The following is an 18,084-nucleotide window of genomic DNA, read 5'->3' as shown; positions in this document are numbered from 1 at the left end:
CTTTAATATGAACCATGAATTTAGTTTAAGCCAATCAAAATATTCTAATACCTCAGCGCCCGTAATGGTAGTCACCGGTGGCGCTAAGCGTATTGGTGCGGCTATTGTCCGTGCCGCCCATGAGCAAGGCTACCGTGTCATTATTCATTGTCATCATAGTGAGCAAGAAGCCAATGACCTAGCCGATACGCTGAATCACAGTCGTCCTGATAGCGCAGTCGTCGTCCTTGCAGATTTGACGGTTGTTAATAATAGCGAGATGCTACAGCAATTTACTCAAAATATTATGCAAGCATTTGGGCAACTTGATGTCCTAGTGCATAACGCCTCTCGCTTTTATCCAAGTCCACTTGGTGATATAGATCTAGAGCAATGGGATGATTTATTTTTAACCAACGCCAAAGCGCCCTTATTATTAAGCCAAGCGTTATATCCTTATCTACGGACACAGCAAGGCTGTATCATTAGCCTACTCGATATCCATGCGCATAATAAACCTTTTAAAGAGTATGCCGTCTACAATATGGCAAAGGCGTCGCATCGCATGATGGTACAGTCTTTCGCGCTTGATATGGCCCCAGAGGTACGCGTCAATGGCATCGCTCCTGGCGTCAATATCCTACCAGAAGCAGATAGCGACCAAGCACTTGACCCACAGCAGCAAAAAAGCATCATCGACTCCATTCCTCTGCAGCGGATAGGCAAACCTGAGGAAATTGCCCATAGTGTGCTTTATTTGGCGCACGCCCGTTATGTGACGGGTGAAATAATTACTGTCGATGGTGGTCGCAGCCTGACATTGGCTGGCGGTGGTGTTTGACCAGGAAAAAAGTGGCTTTTTGAATAATATCTGTCTGACAGGCCATCTTTTACTTGAAAATTTAAAAAAACCAGGTATCATTATGCGTCTAACGTTAGGGCCCATAGCTCAGTTGGTTAGAGCAGAGGACTCATAATCCTTTGGTCGTAGGTTCAAGTCCTACTGGGCCCACCAAATTCAAACCCTTACAGTCATTGACTTGTAAGGGTTTTTTATTGTCTAAAATTTGTGTGAGTGCATGGATGTGATTAATTTTTTGATACTATCTTGATACTTTGACCTTTGTAGTAATTAAAGTATGATAACTACTAACACTATGGTTATGTACTACTGCATGGGTGATATATGAAGGTTAAACTTACAAAAAAATGAACCGCCCCGACTTTATCGGAGGCTTATTTACTTTACTCAGGCAGCAACACCTGACAGGATTAAATTATCATAATACTGCTTTTCAAACTCAAAAGGTGACACATAACCAATCGTGCTATGCAAACGCTTCTTGTTAAACCAGTCTACCCATTCAAGGGTTGCCAGTTCAACATCGTTCACACCAGTCCAGCTCTCTTTCAAATAATGAATGACCTCGGACTTATAAAGCCCGTTGACCGTTTCAGCCAATGCATTGTCGTATGAATCGCCTGTTGTACCAACAGAGGCAATCACACCGCAGTCAGCCATCTTATCTGTGTAGCGAATGGATAAATACTGAACCCCTCGATCACTGTGATGAATCACATCTTTGGGATTATTCCTATCTGCTATCGCTTGATTGAGCGCGGCCATCACCATATCGGTGTTCATGCGATTGGATACTTTCCAGCCCACAATGGCACGAGCGAACACATCAATAACAAAAGCAGTATAAACCCAGCCACTCAGTGCCTTGATATAGGTAAAATCTGCAACCCAAAGCTGATTAGGACGATGGGCATTAAAGTTACGATTGACTAAGTCATCAGCGCGCTTTTGGTCGTCACGGCTGTTGGTGGTAATCTTGCCTTTGCCACGCCAGACGCCTTGTAGGCCATACTGCTTCATTAATCGCTCTACGGTGCAACGAGCAACCTTTAATCCGTCAGCTTTCATCTGCTGCCAGACTTTACGCGCACCGTAACGGCATTTACTGTCCTGCCAAATACGTTTAAACTCTCTGAGATAATAGTCATGATGCTGACTGCGTAATGAGCGCTTCTCAGGGCAGTCCTCTAAGTCTTTAGCACGATAATAAGTTGACGGGGCAATCGGCAGTACTCTACAAATCAGCTCGACCCCATAACTACCTCTATAGTCATCAATAAACTGAACCATTATCTGGGTGGACGGCCCTTCTCCGCCTGGGCTTCAAGACCAGCAGCCTTACGTATAATCTCATTGGCTTGCTTGAGCTCTTTGTTCTCGCGTTCAAGCTCTTTAATACGTTGCTCTTGGCTTTGGGCTTGTACTGAGGCGGGAATGGTTTGGTCTATGTGCTTTTTATGCCATGACCGCAGGGTTTCAGGCGTACAGCCAATCTTAGGTGCAATTGCTTGAATAGCTGACCAGGTGGAGGGATAGTCGCTTAATGCTTCAATCAGCATGCGAACGGCGCGGTCTTTAATCTCGGGGGTGTAGTGTCGTGTTTTCATCGTTGTATTCTCTCAGAATGTTGAGTCTCCGACAATACCGGGGCGGTTCAGTGCTATAAGTTCTGGTTTTCTTCGTCATGGTAAACTCTTCATCGGGTCGTTAGTTTACCAAGTTTATCTCTACGGTTTCTTCAGCATAACTCAAATAGCTTCAAGCTTGAATTCTCGGGTATATTGATTGCGTTTGCTGGTCATACTATGTTCATTCTTTGAGTTAGCATAACTTCTTAGTAGCTATCCAATTTAATGGTACTACTACACAACCCTATAATATGATACGAAAGAAAAACCTTGGTCACTATATTTCAAAATGCATCTTACGAAACTTAATAGGTGACATTCCAGTAAATTGCTTAAACTGCCGACTAAAAGCACTATGATCACCATAACCACAATTTAAAGAGATTTGCGTCACTGTGAGCTTATGGTCTGCCAAAAGACGAATCGCATGCTCTAAACGAAGTTTTTGTACAAACTGAATCGGCGACATATTAAGTACTGCCTTAAAAGTACGCTCTAGTTGTGATTGACTAAGATTCGCCAGCGTCGCTAAATGCACAATATGAATCTTTTGATCAATGTTGTTTCGTACATACTCCTCTACACTTGCCAAGCGAGCGTGCTTACGCAATATTCGCTCATTATCTTCATCGATATCGACCGATATGCCCACCATTGCTACAATACGCCGTTCTGTATTATATACCGGTAGCTTTTGCGTGATACACCACCCTAGCTGTCCAGAAGCATAGCTATGTAACTCCAGTCTATCAGTAATCTCCCTGCCCTCTTTCAGCACTTTCATATCCTGATTAAGGTAATCTTTGCCTTGAGGCTCTGAAAACACTTGCTCTGAAGTTAGCCCTACAAGTTCTTTTTTATCTTTGAACCCACTACGTTTAATCAGTGTCCTACTTACTAATTGATAACATGCTTGGCTGTCTTTCACAAAAAATACCGTGTTCGCCATAGTATCAAGCAAAGGTATTAATAATGATACGTTACCAACAAACTCCTGCAAGTTTTTTGGTCGATAAGCCTGTAGCTGTTTTGACAATCCATTTGTCGGCTCTCTTAACGATAGCATTTGCACATTTTCCATATAGCCTCTCTTGGGCTCTCCTGCTAAACCCTAAAAACATTTTAAAGAAACCTTATTACCATTTAGGCTCTGTACATAAATACTTCATTAGAAAAATAAACTTTAAAATCATTTTACCCTGAGCTTCCCTAGAGCCTAATAACTATTTAGCACGTTAGGTAAATAACATATGACCTTTATACCGTTATATCGCTCTATAACCTATGCAGAAATGCGCATTTATTCATGGAAAAACAACAAGCCCCCTTTTACGAAACGGGGCATTCTATATCTATGCACTATTTATTAATAATTAAGTGCTACGAACACACCTTAATTCATGGATGAATCGGGAAGTTAATTATGTCTGCCATACTTTTTAATTTTAAAATCATTGATTCGCACACTGGCGGTGAGCCTACTCGCATGGTGTACGAAGGCTTCCCAAACCTTAGTGGGTATACCATTCAAGAAAAACTCCACGACTTTAAACAAAACTTTGATCATTTACGCCAAAGCATCATTCTAGAACCACGTGGCAACGATGTACTTGTTGGCGCTTTACTGTGTGAGCCCACTGACCCTCGCGCCAAGGCTGCCGTTATTTTCTTCAATAATTGTGGCTATTTAGGTATGTGTGGTCATGGCACTATCGGTGTAATTGCCTCACTTGCTTATCAGAAAAAGATTACTCCAGGCGAGCATTACCTTGAGACAACTGTTGGTTTGGTAAAAGCTACTCTGCATGAAGACGGCAGTTGTAGTGTACAAAATGTAGCTTCTTATCGCTACCAAAAACAAGTCGCAGTTCAAGTCCCGAATATTGGCCCTGTGTATGGAGATATCGCTTGGGGCGGCAATTGGTTCTTTTTAGTGAGTGAGCATCCTCAAGCCATCAAAGCGAGTAATGTCCAATCGCTTACCCAGTTCAGCTTACAAATCAAATCTGCACTTCATGAAGCTGGCATTACTGGCGCTAATAATGGCGAAATAGATCATATAGAGCTGTTTGGTCAGAGTGAGCTCGCCAGCGCCAATAGCAAAAGCTTCGTTTTATGTCCAGGTGCCGCTTATGACCGTTCTCCTTGTGGGACCGGTACCAGTGCCAAATTAGCTTGTTTGGCAGCGGATAACCTATTAGCTCCTGGGCAGACTTGGGTTCAAGAAAGCGTTATCGGTAGTATATTTAGCGCCAGCTATCAACCTGCTGAAAGGCTTAGCGAAAATCAGTCCGTTTCTCACCCTTATCCTAACAATACTATCATCCCTACAATTCGTGGTTATGCTCATGTCTGCGCAGAGACCTCTCTAATTGTCCAAAATAGCGACCCATTTAAATGGGGTATATCTTTATAACAGTATAGATTCTTTTACAAACCTCTTCTAAGAGATATTTACAAGATTTTTAAGTAGGGACTAAAAGCAGTATTAGATCGAGCAAGACGCATCATATTAATAATCACAAGGAAGTGAGAGCAGCATGGGCAATCAAGAGTTTGATTTACATATTATCGGTGGCGGTATCATTGGCTTATGCGCTGCCGTTAGTCTGCAAGCTCGTGGAGTGCAAGTCGCTATCCTAGAAGCTGATAAAATCGCCCGCGGAGCCTCTTATGGCAATGCCGGTCATATTGCCACCGAGCAGGTCTTTCCTATTGCTGATGCCAATATATTGCAGCATGTACCAGCCATGTTATTAAACCCTGAAGGACCGCTACGCATAGACTGGCGCTACCTACCACGCTTAATGCCATGGGCTTTTAAGCTGCTATTGAATATGCGCTCAGAACCTTTTGCGCAGAGCCATCAAGCACTCTTAGCTCTCAATAGTCAAAGCCTACAAGCTTGGCAGGATTTTGCCGATAAATGGCAATTAACATCCTGGATTAAGGTACAAGGGTCTTTATTAACAGTCGAAAAGAACACTAGCCTGTACGAATTGAAAGCACATGGCCATCGTCTCAATGACCTTGGAGTGAATAACGAACTACTCTCTCAATCGGCTCTCTTAGACCTTGAGCCTGAGTTAAAAGATAACCAGTTGGGCGCTTTGCTTTTCCCAGAGACCGGACACATCACTAACCTCGAAGCCATGGCTCAGAAATTAACTGATACATTCAAAGAGCTTGGTGGTCGAATCTTTGAGAACTGCCGTGTTTTGGGTGCGAAAGTGACGGCCGATAGCATCACTTTAACGACGGCCAACCGACAAATTAATGCCAAAAAAGTCATGCTAGCGGCAGGCGCGCACTCTAAAGTTTTAGCCAAACAGTTGACGGGCATCTCAGTTCCTCTCGATACGGAACGTGGTTATCATCTCATGCTGCCTAACGAAGCCACACGCTTAACCCTACCCGTTTCAAGTATGGATCGTCGCTTTATCATGACACCAATGGAAACCGGTCTACGCTTAGCGGGCACAGTAGAATATGCAGGGCTCGAGGCTCCAGCCAATATGAACCGGGCGCAAATGCTGCTAAAGCAAGCACAAGCAATGATAAAAACCCCGCTTGATAGTCAAAATAGCACGCAGTGGATGGGGTTTAGACCCTCGACCGCCGACTCGTTGCCCATTATCGACAAGTGCGGTTCCGTTCTTTTAAATTTTGGTCACCAGCATCTGGGATTGACACAAGCCGTCGTCAGTGCCGATATGATCACGGCTTTATATTTTGGTGAGACTCCCGCTATAGACCCTACTTCTTATCGTTTAAATCGTTTTAAATAATTCAAATTTTACCTCTATGATCACTCATAGAATTTTCACTGTCGCTATTGGCATGCTGCCTACTAACGACTTTTATCATTAAATAAGGATATTTATATGAACATTCATGGCGTTTTAGTCCCTATCGTTACCCCTTTTGATGCCAATGGCGACATTGACACGCAAACTCTAACCGAACTAGTCAATGTCTTTATAGAAAAAGGCGTCACCGGTATCGTAGCCTGCGGTACTACTGGCGAATACTATACTTTTTCACCTGAAGAGCGCGAGCTCGTCCTAAGCACTATTGCTGATACTGCCAAGGGGAAAGTCACTTTAATCGCTGGTATTAACAGCCTTTCGACCGATCATTCCATTGAGCTGGCACATCAAGCAAAAGCGCTGGGCTACGATGGTTTAATGCTATCAGCCAATCCTTATAGCCTTCCAAATCAAGAAGGTATTATCGCTCATTTCGAAAAAGTCGCTAATGCGACAGACCTGCCTATCGTTATGTACAACTTTCCCGCGCGCGTAGGTGTAAGCATTGAATTTGAAACGGTTGCTCATCTAGCCAAGCACCCAAATATTGCAGGCATTAAAGAAAGTAGTGGCGATTTTAGCCATGCGCTACGCCTGCTACAAGCCAACTTTGACAATTTCGAAGTAATTTGTGGTTGTGATGATCAACCGGTTGACTTCTTCTTTTGGGGTGCAAAAAGTTGGATCGCAGGTGCGGCCAACGTTTTCCCTGGCGAGCAAGTTGCCCTATTTAAAGCGACACAGCAAAGCGATTGGGATGGGGCTAAAGAGCTGATGAGTGGTATGTACCCTGCGATTCATTCTATGGAATCTGGTAACTATAATCAAAAAGCTAAAGCCGGATGCATTAACGGTACCATCGATGTCGGACCCGTACGTATACCATTGACTCCCATGTCCGATGAAGATACCCAAACGTTCTTAACGCTATTGTCATAGTCGTTAAACCACCTCCGTATTGAGAATATTACTTTATATAAAAGGACAATCTAATGAGTATGACCACTGCGCAAGTATTCGAACTCTCAAAAAAACAACAGCTTTGGGCAGGCCATCTTATAGCCTCTGAGCAAGTTTCCGAGGCTACACTACCTAACTATAGCCCTATCGACAATAACCCTATCGGTACTATTGCTAAAGGCAATCGTCAAGATGTTGACCTTGCGGTGATTGCAGCTCGCAATGCTTTTGATACTGGAGATTGGCGTCGGATGTCGCCTGCAGAGCGCAAAGTTATAATGCAGCGCTGGTGCAAGTTAATGCATGAAAACATTGATGAGCTTGCGGCATTAGACTGTGTCGATGCGGGCAAGCCAATCACAGAATGCCTCAACACCGATCTACCCGCTACGATCGAAACCTTTGAATGGTACGCCGAAACTGCTGATAAAGTATTTGGTAAGGTCGCACCTACTGGATCTGATGCACTAGGGCTTATCGTACAAGAACCAATTGGAGTAGTTGGCGCAGTATTACCTTGGAACTTCCCTGCACAAATGTACGCTTGGAAGGTCGCGCCAGCGCTAATAACCGGAAATTCAGTGATTGTTAAGCCTGCCGAACTAACGTCACTATCAGCTTATCGCTTGACGCAATTAGCGTATGAAGCCGGTGTACCAAAAGCGGCCTTACAGCTGATTTGCGGCCTTGGTGAAGAAGTCGGCGCGGCACTCGGGCAGCACATGGATGTCGATATGATTTCCTTCACCGGCTCTACCGAAGTCGGTCGATTATTTCTGCAATATTCTGCGCAAAGCAACCTAAAAGAAGTGGTCTTAGAGTGTGGTGGTAAGAGTCCACAAGTGGTGTTTGCGGATGCCCTCATCAATGAGCAAACCGTTGAGCATATTTTGTCAGCGGCTTTTTGGAATATGAGCGAAAACTGCAGCTGTGGCTCACGATTAATAGTGCACTCTAGCCAAAAGGAAGCTTTATTGAGCCTCCTACAAGAAGGTCTCAAGTCATGGAAAGTAGGTCTTCCCTATGACCCTGAAGTCGCTATTGGCCCTATGATCGAAAGGGCGCATTTCGACAAGGTAGTTTCCTACCTTGATACCGCTAAAGCTGAAGGCGCTACTTTGGTTGCAGGCGGTCGTATCCATGAGGAAGTTGGCAGTGGCTGGTATATCGAGCCCACTATTTTTGATAATGTCAGCGCAGACATGACGTTGTTCAAGGAAGAAGTCTTTGGTCCAATTCTCGCTATCACCAGCTTTGAGACTGAAGAAGAAGCCATCACGCTTGCTAATCAAAGTAGCTATGGCCTAGCTGCGTCTTTTTATACTCAAAACATCCACCGTGCTTTCCGTGTCGCAGCCGCTATAAAAGCAGGTACCGTCTCGATTAATGGCTTTTCAGAAGGAGATATTACGACACCTTTTGGTGGCTACAAACAATCTGGCTTCGGCGGGCGTGACAATGGCCTTGAGGCACTATCTCAATACACTCAAACTAAAACTATCTGGTTGGTAAATTAAGCAAGGACGTCTCCCAAGAACTAATGTCAGCGTAGCCAAAAACATTACAAGGAAGTAAAGTTATGGAAAACATCATTAATACCATCGTCGGGTATATTTGGAGCGACGCGCTGGTCTATCTTGCGTTAGGCGTCGGTATCTATTTTACTATCATGACCCGCGCTGTGCAGATTCGCTATTTTAAAGAGATGATCAAGCTGTTATTCGATAAACAAACCTCATCAGCAGGGGTTAGCTCGTTTCAGGCCTTCTGTATGGCCCTATCCGGACGTATCGGTGTCGGTAATATTGCAGGGGTCGCAACGGCTATAGCAGCTGGTGGCCCTGGGGCGGTATTTTGGATGATCGTCATGGGAGTTTTAGGCGGCGCCAGTGCCTTTATTGAGTCCACTTTGGCACAGGTTTATAAGCATAAGGTAGACGACCAATATCGAGGCGGCTCACCGTTTTATATTGAAAAAGGTCTCAAGTTAAAGCCTTTTGCTATCGTCGTTGCTGTCGTGACTTGTCTCTCTTATGGTGTGTTAGTGCCTGGGGTTCAGGCAAATACTATTGCTGATTCTTTTAGTACCGCATTTAATATCCCTCCATTCGTGACTGGTATCCTAATTGTCGTACTGCTAGGCATCATCATATTTGGTGGCGTCAAGCGTATCGCTAGTTTCGCTGGCAAAGTGGTTCCGGTCATGGCCATTGGCTACATTGTTATGATGGTCATTGTGTTGGCCTTTAATGCTCACAATATTCCTTCTATGTTTGCGCTCATCTTCAAAAGTGCTTTTGGTATGGATGCTGTATTCGGTGGCATGGTCGGTACTGCTATCTCATGGGGCGTACGTCGCGCTGTATTCTCTAATGTCGCGGGAGCTGGAGAAGCTACTTTTAGCTCAGCCGCAGCAGAAGTTTCTCACCCTGCTAAGCAAGGATTGGTACAGAGCTTTTCTATCTACATTGATACCGTACTCGTTTGTACCGCTACCGCTTTGATGATTCTATCAACCGGAATGTATAACGTAACTACCCCAGAAGGGGTGGCGCTGGTCGAGAATATGCCTGGCATTGAGGCCGGCACTGCATTTACACAAGCAGCGGTATCTACTGTTTTTAGCCAATACGGTAGTGGATTTGTCGCTATTGCTATTTTCCTGTTCGCATTCACGTGTTTGATTGCCTACTACTATATTGCCGAAACTACTTTGGTCTATTTGGATAACAAATTGCGCTACCCCATCCTTAAGCACTTACTAAAACTGATTTTTTTAATTGTTTGCTTCTCAGGCAGTGTCCAATCTGTCGGTATGATGTGGGCGCTAGGCGACATTGGCTTTGGCAGTATGTGTTACCTAAACTTTATCGCCATTTTACTCCTAAGCAAAACTGCATTAAAGGTGCTCAAAGACTACGATGCGCAGATGAAGTTAGGGGTTAACCCTATCTTTGATCCTAGAAAGGCTGGCGTGGATAATGCAGACTTCTGGATAGGCTACAGTGATGAGCATGGTCATAAATAATGGTCTTACCTATTGTTTTAAACAATAGACTGCGATATAAATTAGCCTATCAGGACTATTTCACCCACTAATTTAACGAGAAGGTTAAGGATGACTATAAATAATGACGTATTACGTGAACGCATCAGCTTATTAGGCTCATTCCTAGGAGATGCGATTTCTCGCCAGACGGGCGAAGAAACACTTAATACGATTGAGACCCTGCGTAAAGGTTTTATTCAACAACGCCGTGAGCCTAACGAAGCGAACAAACAACAACTCATCGACTTCATCGCCTCATTAGATAATCGAACCTTAAAAAACGTCATCCGCAGCTTTTCTATCTATTTCTTTTTAGCAAATCTAAGTGAGGAAAATTACTTACGCGAGCAGCGTCATGCCTTGCGTATGCAATCCGATCAAAGCTGGGAAGGCTCGTTTCTCCGCACCTTGCTTGAATGTCGCGAACGCAATATTGAACCTGCCCAAATGCAAGAGCTCATTGAACAGCTGAAATTCATACCTGTCTTTACCGCGCATCCTACTGAAGCGCGCCGCCGTACGACCATGAATCTATTGCAGAGTCTATTTACTCATAGCGACGCCTTAAACAATCTTGCAGAAGACAGCTTTGCCTACGAACAAGCAAAAGAAAAAACGGCGCAAACGATTGATTTATTATGGTCATCGGATGAAGTGCGTACGCGTAAACCTTTAGTTTATGACGAGATAAATAATGGTCTGCATTATTTTAATGCCAGTTTGTTTAATGCCATCCCTAAGGTTTACCGTAATATTAAAGACGCCATTGTTGATATTTATCCAGAGCTAACAGACTACCCATTACCTGCCTTCATAAGTTTTGGCTCTTGGATCGGTGGCGATAGAGATGGCAATCCCTTTGTCACTCATGACACCACAGAAATGGCGGTATTGATGCATGCTGATACCGTGCTACGTCATTATCAAGTACTGCTAAAAAAACTGCGCCGTGAGCTTATTCATAGCGATACGATTATCAATATTGCGCCAGACGTTTATGCTCGTATAAAAGCGTACGCCACTCTCGATCAAAAAGTGTTTTATTACAATCCTGACGATTACAACAATGAGCCGTACCGCAGATTGTTATCGATTATCCTTGCCAAAATAAAAGCGACCAATCGTCATATTCAAAGTAAAGGTACAGACCTCGACGCCGCACACGATGCTTACGCCAACCCGCAAGAGTTGTTAGAAGATTTACGCATCATTCGAAAAAGTGTCAATACTCATGACAAAGCACATGGCGAAGGGCTATTACTCGATACGATTCGTCTGGTCAAAACCTGCGGCTTTCATCTAGCAGCGCTCGATATCCGTCAAGAGTCGTCTTATCATAGCGATGTGATCGCCGATATTTTCGCCAATGCCTCGAACTTACCAGACTATCAGACTCTGGGTGAAACCGAGCGCCAAGAGTGGTTGACGCGTTTACTTGAAAAGCCTGGTACACCGCTCATTTATACCGATAACTTGACTGATAAAACCCGTGAACAATTAGCCTTGATGAACTCAGTGGCAACATTACGTAAGCTGGTCGGGCAAGATACGTTTGGCAGTTATGTCATTTCGATGACCAATAATGCCAGTCAATTATTAGAAGTCTTACTACTGATGCGTTTTGCAGGCTTATGCAGGGTTGATGATGCAGGTCAGCTGTCTGCTGACTTACCCGTCGCACCCTTGTTTGAAACCATCGAAGATCTTAAAAATATCGATAAGATCTTACCTGCCGTGTTGGACAATCCGCTATATCGAGGGTTGCTTGCGCACTCAGATAATACCCAAGAAATCATGTTAGGCTATTCAGATTCATCGAAAGATGGCGGTATTATTACGTCTGCATGGCAGCTTTATAGCGCGCAGCAAACCATCAATCGTATCGCTGCTGAATATGGCATCAAAACACGCCTTTTCCATGGGCGCGGTGGCTCTGTCAGTCGTGGCGGTGGCTCAACGCATAATGCAATTGCCGCTCAGCCCGCAGGCACACTGCATGGAGAAATTAAAGTAACCGAGCAAGGTGAAGTCCTTTATGCCAAATATGCCAACACCGATACCGCTGTATTTGAGCTTACCATGGGCATCACTGGTACCCTCAAAGCGTGCTCAACAAGATTTGTAGTGCAGCCACCTGAGCTGCCAAATTATGAAGCACTCTTTGCGCGTCTAGCAGATGCGGGTGAACAAAGTTATCGTACGCTGACGGACCATACCGAGGGGTTTTATCAATTCTATTCACAAGTGACGCCAGTGCAGGAAATCTCTTTATTAAATATTGGCTCGCGCCCAGCGCACCGTAATAAAGGCCTGCCAAGTAAGACAACCTTGCGGGCGATTCCTTGGGTATTTGGTTGGTCTTTAGCGCGCTTTACCCTACCAGCTTGGTATGGCGTAGGTAGTGCTCTTAGTAGCGTTAAAGAAGACGAAGCTTTAATGAGAGAGATGAACAGTTGCTGGCCATTTTTTAACGTATTTATTAGTAATATTGAAATGGCGTTTACCAAGTCTGAGATGAGCATTGCTCAGGCTTATAGTCAGTTATGTGAAGATGAGGGATCACGTGAAAAGATTATGCAAGCGGTAATCGATGAGCACGAGCTGACATTTTCAGGTTTAAATTCTTTGCTCAACCAAACATCATTATTGGCACATCAGCAAAACCTTGCCGCGTCACTACAATGGCGAAACGCTTATTTAGATCCGATTAACTACATACAAATCGAGTTGTTGAAACGTGCCAGACAAAAAGACACTATATATGATGACGGTGACCTTAGTGTTGAAGATCCATTAATCCGTAGTATCAATGCTTTGGCAGCGGGTCTACGCAATACGGGTTAATTAATAGAGAATTACGTTCAGATATCTAACTTATGACCTAAATACATTGACTTCCTTTAATTAAATTAAGAAGGTTGAAAAGGTGTAAGGGTCAACTAATTCAGATATCTGAGCTATGCTAGTAGGGTGTGTATAGAATTCAAATGAGTGGCAACCAGATAAAGACACAAGCAAGCATTACCGCTGCTGCATAGCTATCTTTGAGCTTATCATATCGCGTGGCAATGCCCCTAAAATGTTTCAACCTAGCAAAAGCGTTTTCTACCAAGTGACGGCAACGATACAAATACCAGTCTAGTGTGTCATTGTTGCTGTTTTTAGAGTTCGACTTAACGGGTATGACTGACTCAGCACAGTGCTTGAAGATACACTCTCTAATATCACTACTATCGTAGCCCCTGTCTGCAATCACCGCTTTAGTCTGGTTGTTAATCGTGCTATCTATCAACGTCTTTGCCATCTTAGCGTCATGCACTTGCCCACCTGTCAGCTCAACATGTATAGGGTTACCACAAGCATCGACCACTAAGTGCAGTTTGCTGCTATTACCTGCAACACTTTTACCAATGGCCTCATCAAGATGACTGGCTGCACCTGAACTATGCTGATGAGCTTTGACCACGCTACCGTCTATGAATAACCATTCACTATCATAGTTTGCTGTGATTATTTTCATGAGCTTTTGCCATTTACCGGTTTTACGCCAATAACGGTATTGATGATATATGCGAGACCAATGACCGAAATAAGAAGGTAAGTCTCGCCATGGACAGCCTACTCTTATGAGGTACAGCATGCCTTCAACGGTACGTCTTAGATTGGGCTTGTTATATACGTTAATTTGTCGCAATATAATAAATAGCTTGTGCCAAAGTTCATCGTTGAGCTTGGTGCGAGTCATAAGTGATGCCTTATTTCTTTGTTGTGGTAAACAGTAGAGTAAGGCGTTGCTTATTCTTTTCAATGGTTCCTCAATTCTATACAGCACCTATCATTTGTATAGTGTAGAAGACTTAGGTATGAAATCACTTTTCTCAGATGGTATTGTTAATATTCGGGTTTGAACTGAATACTTGTCCCTTACTGTTAAGTATCAGTAGATAGCAGCCATAACTATTTAGACTTTTAGAGAGTATCAATACTATTAATTTGATACTATTTTGATACTCTAAATTTATTGATACGCATATCTACTTGTTGATAGGTATATTTATCTTTTAATCCAATCCTTTAATAGGAAAGGCTTTCAGACAATAATTGCAGCTAATTATCGCCATCCATTGTGTATTGTTGTTGTAAAAACAAGGACTCATAATCCTTTGGTCGTAGGTTCAAGTCCTACTGGGCCCACCACATATTGAATCAGGCTTGTTCGCAGCGATGCGGCAGGCCTTTTTTTATAGAGTTTTTTAGGACTTTCAGAAGATATAGAAATAGGGCGGACTATATAGAAATGGTTGATTTTGCTAATATTGCCGATATCATCTCTAAATACATTACCGAAGAGGCTTAATGCTCCTACGTCTGAACAGTACCCCATACTGATGAACATATGAGGCTTATTATGGGTTTGAACCATAAGCTTAAGCTACCTAGGAAATCAAAAAGCCCTCTACGCTATTTTATATAGCGTAGAGGGCTTTAACGGTTTTAATGAATGAATAATTGATAACTATAAAAAGACGCCGCTGCGCCTGCTGAACTAATTGCTTTTTTATGCTAAACCAAATCAGCCGCAACCGACCAACTGTATTTAGCAAATTTCAGTTAGCGTTCAAGCAAGGACATGCCCTAGCCTAGAACCAGCTATCTACTATTTATTTATCGTTTACCTATAAACACCTTCTAAAAACTAGAAAGAAGTACGACGATAATTGCGATATTCAGGCAACCAAAAATTCGCTTCCAGTCGGCGCTGTAGGTTCTCCGCTGTGATAGGTAATGCCAGCTTATCTTGGACCGCTTGCAGTGCCACTTCATAGGCTATTTTTTTACTGATCTCTTTAATAACTTTAATTGGCGGTAGTATGGCGCCGGGCGCTTTTTCGTACTCCATTGATATATCTGCAAGCGCTTGGCTTGCCGCCATTAACATATTGTCGCTGATACCTCTCGCCCTTGCTGCGAGAACACCAAGACCGATACCAGGAAATATATAGCTGTTATTACATTGAGAAACCTCAAAAGACTGACCGTTAAAAGTGGTATGAGCAAAAGGACTACCCGTTGCGATAATGGCGCGACCACGGCTCCAGTTCATCACTTCTTGCGGTGTGGCTTCCACACGAGAGGTCGGGTTTGAAAGCGGTAGTACAATTGGGTGTTCAGTATTAGCACATAAGGACTCGATCACCTCTTGAGTAAACAAACCTTTTTGTCCACTCACGCCGAACAATACCGTTATTTTTGCTTGTTTCACCACTTGCGCTAAACCGAGTTTTTGACTCTTATCCCAATGTTCAATTGCTGATTGTTTTTGCACCAGTGGCTCTTGGAATTTTTGTAATTCTGTCATGCTATCGATGAGCAAACCGTAACGGTCAACCATAAATACTTGGCTGCGCGCTTGCTCTTCGGTTAAGCCTTCGCGCTGCATTTGGCGAATGATATGCTCAGCAATACCGCAGCCCGCAGAACCTGCCCCTAAGAAAGCTATTTTTTGCTGACTGAGTTTTTGACCTTTATTGAGGCACGCGGCAATCAAAGCGCCGACCGAAACCGCAGCAGTCCCTTGAATATCATCATTGAAACAGCATAACTGGTCACGATAACGATTTAATAACGGCGTGGCGTTTCCTTGAGCAAAATCTTCAAATTGTAATAAAACCTCTGGCCAACGACGCTTAACAGCTTGAATAAATAAATCGACAAATTCATTGTATTCCTCGCCAGAAATGCGTGGATTTCTCCAACCCATATACATAGGATCGTCAAGTAGCTGTTGGTTATTGGTACCGACATCTAACAAAATAGGCAGACAGTAAGCGGGACTGATGCCACCGCAAGCTGTGTACAACGCCAATTTACCAATAGGAATGCCCATACCACCAATACCTTGGTCGCCAAGGCCCAATATACGCTCACCATCAGTGACAACGATTACTTTGACATTTTGTTTGGTGGCGTTTTGCAGCATATCGTCGATTTTATGACGCTCAGGGTAGGAGATAAATAAGCCCCGTTTCCGGCGATAAATTTGCGAGAACTTTTCACAAGCTTGACCAACCGTTGGCGTGTAGATGAGCGGCATGACTTCCTCAATATGCTGCTCAACCAGATGATGAAACAAGGTCTCATTGGTATCTTGTATATTACGCAAATAAATGTGCTTATCCATCGTATTGGTAAATGAACGCAGTTGGTGATAAGCCCGCAGAGACTGCTCTTCAATCGTCTCAATGTTGTGTGGTAATAGCCCTGTTAAATTAAAGCTATCGCGTTCTTCTGATGAAAAAGCACTACCTTTATTCAATAAAGAGGTTTCTAATAGCGCGGGGCCAGCAATAGGAATATATAAGGGACGCTTGTTTGACATAATAAAATCTTCTTATTAAGGACGTATGAGTGAAAACGATGCTAGGGCTGCATTATACCTAGCATCCGCTCATGTTTAACAATAGATAACAAATCATTTTGAGTCAGTACGGCTTTAAACTTGATTGCTTATACATTTGCCTAGAAATACTGCCGTTTTCTCTAAAATTGCATGCAATGAGTCGATTGCCAAGCCAATAGTGATAAGTTCATAAAGGGGTTAACGCAAAAGAGGAATGTTTTTTCAGTCGCTTAAGAATGCCGTAGATGCTAAAAATATAATGGCTAAGAGATTAAGTGGCTAAATGATTAAGCTATTAACTGATTCACTAACAATGCTGTTACTTCAGCTTCATTACCTTACTGCCAACCCAGTGTCGCCCCATACTCATCTTGATGGGCAAATAAAGGATGTGCTCTTGCCTCCTCTAAACTCAATACTGGCGTGACGCACACATCGGTAGATGCAAAAACCTGCTGCCAATGGCTTAAAGGCTGATTGGCAAAGGTATCAGCAACCATTTGTGCTGCCTCTTGGCTGCTCTTGGTATTGGGCATAATCCCACGCTGCCAATGCACATCTTTAATTTCAGCCAATTTTAATATTTCACACAGCCCTTGCCAGAATTTTAGCTCTAGTGAACCCACCGCCATATGGCGATCATCGGAAGTTCTATACAACCGATAACAAGGTAATAAACCGCCTAAGAAATCCTGTTGCGGCTCTGGGTTTTTGCCAGAAAAGCTGGCAACCAGTTTTCCAGTCGCTTTTGGCATGACCAGATGCTGATACAAGCTGTGCGTCATACTGACCGCAACGTGGCGACCTTTCCCCGTACGCTGGGCTGCAAATACAGCCGCTAATAGAGCAATCACCGCCGTGTCACTGCCGCCTGCTAAGTCTGCAAACTGAACATTAGGCATTGCCTGCTCGCCATCTGCCGTCTTGAGCTGGTCAAGCACCCCGCTCATCGCCATAAAATTGATATCATGACCGGCTTTATGCGCCCAATCATGAGTGATGCCATCGCTATTAGCCATGCCATAGCCCGTAATCGATACCATGACCAGCTTTGGATTAATGGCATGCAAGGTTTTGGCATCAAGCCCCATGCCTTCTAATACCTCAGGGCGAAAGCTATCGAGCATCACGTCGCTATCCTTGATTTGCGCTTTGATAGTCTCAATACCTTGCGAGTCACGAAAGTCAACTTTTAAAGTAGTTTTGCCATGATTAAGGGCGGTAAACAAATCCCCAAAAGCGCGGGCTGGATCGCCATTGAGTGGTTCAATCTTAATAATATCCGCGCCTAAGTCCGCAAGCAATCTGGTCGCAAATGGCCCAGGCAGGTTGCGCGTCAAATCAACGACGCGCAGCCCTTGTAAGCAGTCTTTCATAGCATCCGCTTGATTAACCAT

The 18,084-nt window shown here is 43.7% G+C and carries 12 protein-coding genes, 1 tRNA gene and 1 other annotated feature; of the genes, 8 read left to right on the top strand and 5 right to left on the bottom strand.

From position 1 onward, the window contains the following. The first annotated feature begins 7 nt into the window (after window positions 1-7). Both ACPEGP_RS02015 and ACPEGP_RS02010 read left to right on the top strand, forming a co-directional pair. Window positions 8-820: a pteridine reductase gene (locus ACPEGP_RS02015; RefSeq protein ID WP_201591025.1), complete on the top strand. Its 813-nt coding sequence runs from the start codon at window positions 8-10 to the stop codon at window positions 818-820. 97 nt (window positions 821-917) lie between these two features. Then, window positions 918-994: transfer RNA gene (locus tag ACPEGP_RS02010), tRNA-Ile, on the top strand. A 234-nt stretch (window positions 995-1,228) separates the two neighbouring features. On the opposite strand, the gene ACPEGP_RS02005 is transcribed toward ACPEGP_RS02010, so the two are convergent. Both ACPEGP_RS02005 and ACPEGP_RS02000 read right to left on the bottom strand, forming a co-directional pair. After that, a protein-coding gene (locus tag ACPEGP_RS02005) for an IS3 family transposase (protein ID WP_423813775.1) occupies window positions 1,229-2,448 on the bottom strand; the annotation gives its coding sequence in 2 pieces (ribosomal slippage) (window positions 1,229-2,166 and window positions 2,166-2,448; 1,221 coding nt in all). After that, window positions 2,057-2,173 (bottom strand) — a sequence feature (AL1L pseudoknot). Its footprint overlaps the gene before it by 117 nt. Before the next feature lie 298 nt (window positions 2,449-2,746). Beyond that, window positions 2,747-3,550: a helix-turn-helix domain-containing protein gene (locus ACPEGP_RS02000; RefSeq protein ID WP_201591028.1), complete on the bottom strand. Its 804-nt coding sequence runs from the start codon at window positions 3,548-3,550 to the stop codon at window positions 2,747-2,749. A gap of 342 nt (window positions 3,551-3,892) precedes the next feature. Between ACPEGP_RS02000 and ACPEGP_RS01995 the strand changes: the two genes are divergently transcribed. The 6 genes from ACPEGP_RS01995 to ppc all read left to right on the top strand — a co-directional run bounded on the left by ACPEGP_RS01995 (window position 3,893) and on the right by ppc (window position 13,131). Then, window positions 3,893-4,885 carry a proline racemase family protein gene (locus ACPEGP_RS01995; protein ID WP_423813774.1) on the top strand — a complete coding sequence of 331 codons (993 nt, stop codon included), beginning with the start codon at window positions 3,893-3,895 and terminating at the stop codon, window positions 4,883-4,885. 124 nt (window positions 4,886-5,009) lie between these two features. After that, window positions 5,010-6,257, top strand: a complete 1,248-nt coding sequence (locus ACPEGP_RS01990; protein ID WP_369958193.1) for an NAD(P)/FAD-dependent oxidoreductase — start codon at window positions 5,010-5,012, stop codon at window positions 6,255-6,257. Between the two features lie 96 nt (window positions 6,258-6,353). After that, window positions 6,354-7,217, top strand: a complete 864-nt coding sequence (gene dapA / locus ACPEGP_RS01985) for a 4-hydroxy-tetrahydrodipicolinate synthase (RefSeq protein ID WP_305935352.1) — start codon at window positions 6,354-6,356, stop codon at window positions 7,215-7,217. A gap of 53 nt (window positions 7,218-7,270) precedes the next feature. Continuing rightward, the gene (locus ACPEGP_RS01980) at window positions 7,271-8,755 is read left to right on the top strand and encodes an aldehyde dehydrogenase (protein ID WP_068407412.1); all 1,485 of its coding nucleotides are present in this window, start codon (window positions 7,271-7,273) and stop codon (window positions 8,753-8,755) included. 62 nt (window positions 8,756-8,817) lie between these two features. Then, entirely contained in the window at window positions 8,818-10,266 is a 1,449-nt protein-coding gene (locus ACPEGP_RS01975; RefSeq protein WP_201619401.1) for an alanine/glycine:cation symporter family protein, read from the top strand. 90 nt (window positions 10,267-10,356) lie between these two features. Next, on the top strand, window positions 10,357-13,131 hold the full coding sequence (gene ppc, locus ACPEGP_RS01970; RefSeq protein WP_423813773.1) for a phosphoenolpyruvate carboxylase: 2,775 nt from the start codon (window positions 10,357-10,359) through the stop codon (window positions 13,129-13,131). A 139-nt stretch (window positions 13,132-13,270) separates the two neighbouring features. On the opposite strand, the gene ACPEGP_RS01965 is transcribed toward ppc, so the two are convergent. From ACPEGP_RS01965 to ACPEGP_RS01955, 3 genes are all read right to left on the bottom strand, one after another. Beyond that, on the bottom strand, window positions 13,271-14,032 hold the full coding sequence (locus tag ACPEGP_RS01965) for an IS5 family transposase (RefSeq protein WP_423813772.1): 762 nt from the start codon (window positions 14,030-14,032) through the stop codon (window positions 13,271-13,273). 951 nt (window positions 14,033-14,983) lie between these two features. Further along, the gene (locus ACPEGP_RS01960; RefSeq protein ID WP_144296318.1) at window positions 14,984-16,666 is read right to left on the bottom strand and encodes an NAD-dependent malic enzyme; all 1,683 of its coding nucleotides are present in this window, start codon (window positions 16,664-16,666) and stop codon (window positions 14,984-14,986) included. A 359-nt stretch (window positions 16,667-17,025) separates the two neighbouring features. Continuing rightward, the gene (locus ACPEGP_RS01955) at window positions 17,026-18,084 is read right to left on the bottom strand and encodes a CaiB/BaiF CoA transferase family protein (RefSeq protein ID WP_423814230.1); all 1,059 of its coding nucleotides are present in this window, start codon (window positions 18,082-18,084) and stop codon (window positions 17,026-17,028) included.

It is taken from the genome of Psychrobacter sp. 219-2-C (assembly GCF_049560815.1).
Taxonomy (GTDB): Bacteria; Pseudomonadota; Gammaproteobacteria; order Pseudomonadales; family Moraxellaceae; genus Psychrobacter; species Psychrobacter faecalis.
This window is presented reverse-complemented; position numbering and strand designations above follow the sequence as displayed.

Coding starts and splice junctions, on each gene's coding strand:
- ACPEGP_RS02015 (WP_201591025.1), top strand. CDS start 8: ATGAACCATGAATTTAGTTTAAGCCAATCAAAATATTCTAATACCTCA.
- ACPEGP_RS02000 (WP_201591028.1), bottom strand. CDS start 3,550: ATGGAAAATGTGCAAATGCTATCGTTAAGAGAGCCGACAAATGGATTG.
- ACPEGP_RS01995 (WP_423813774.1), top strand. CDS start 3,893: ATGTCTGCCATACTTTTTAATTTTAAAATCATTGATTCGCACACTGGC.
- ACPEGP_RS01990 (WP_369958193.1), top strand. CDS start 5,010: ATGGGCAATCAAGAGTTTGATTTACATATTATCGGTGGCGGTATCATT.
- dapA (WP_305935352.1), top strand. CDS start 6,354: ATGAACATTCATGGCGTTTTAGTCCCTATCGTTACCCCTTTTGATGCC.
- ACPEGP_RS01980 (WP_068407412.1), top strand. CDS start 7,271: ATGAGTATGACCACTGCGCAAGTATTCGAACTCTCAAAAAAACAACAG.
- ACPEGP_RS01975 (WP_201619401.1), top strand. CDS start 8,818: ATGGAAAACATCATTAATACCATCGTCGGGTATATTTGGAGCGACGCG.
- ppc (WP_423813773.1), top strand. CDS start 10,357: ATGACTATAAATAATGACGTATTACGTGAACGCATCAGCTTATTAGGC.
- ACPEGP_RS01965 (WP_423813772.1), bottom strand. CDS start 14,032: ATGACTCGCACCAAGCTCAACGATGAACTTTGGCACAAGCTATTTATT.
- ACPEGP_RS01960 (WP_144296318.1), bottom strand. CDS start 16,666: ATGTCAAACAAGCGTCCCTTATATATTCCTATTGCTGGCCCCGCGCTA.
- ACPEGP_RS01955 (WP_423814230.1), bottom strand. CDS start 18,084: ATGGTTAATCAAGCGGATGCTATGAAAGACTGCTTACAAGGGCTGCGC.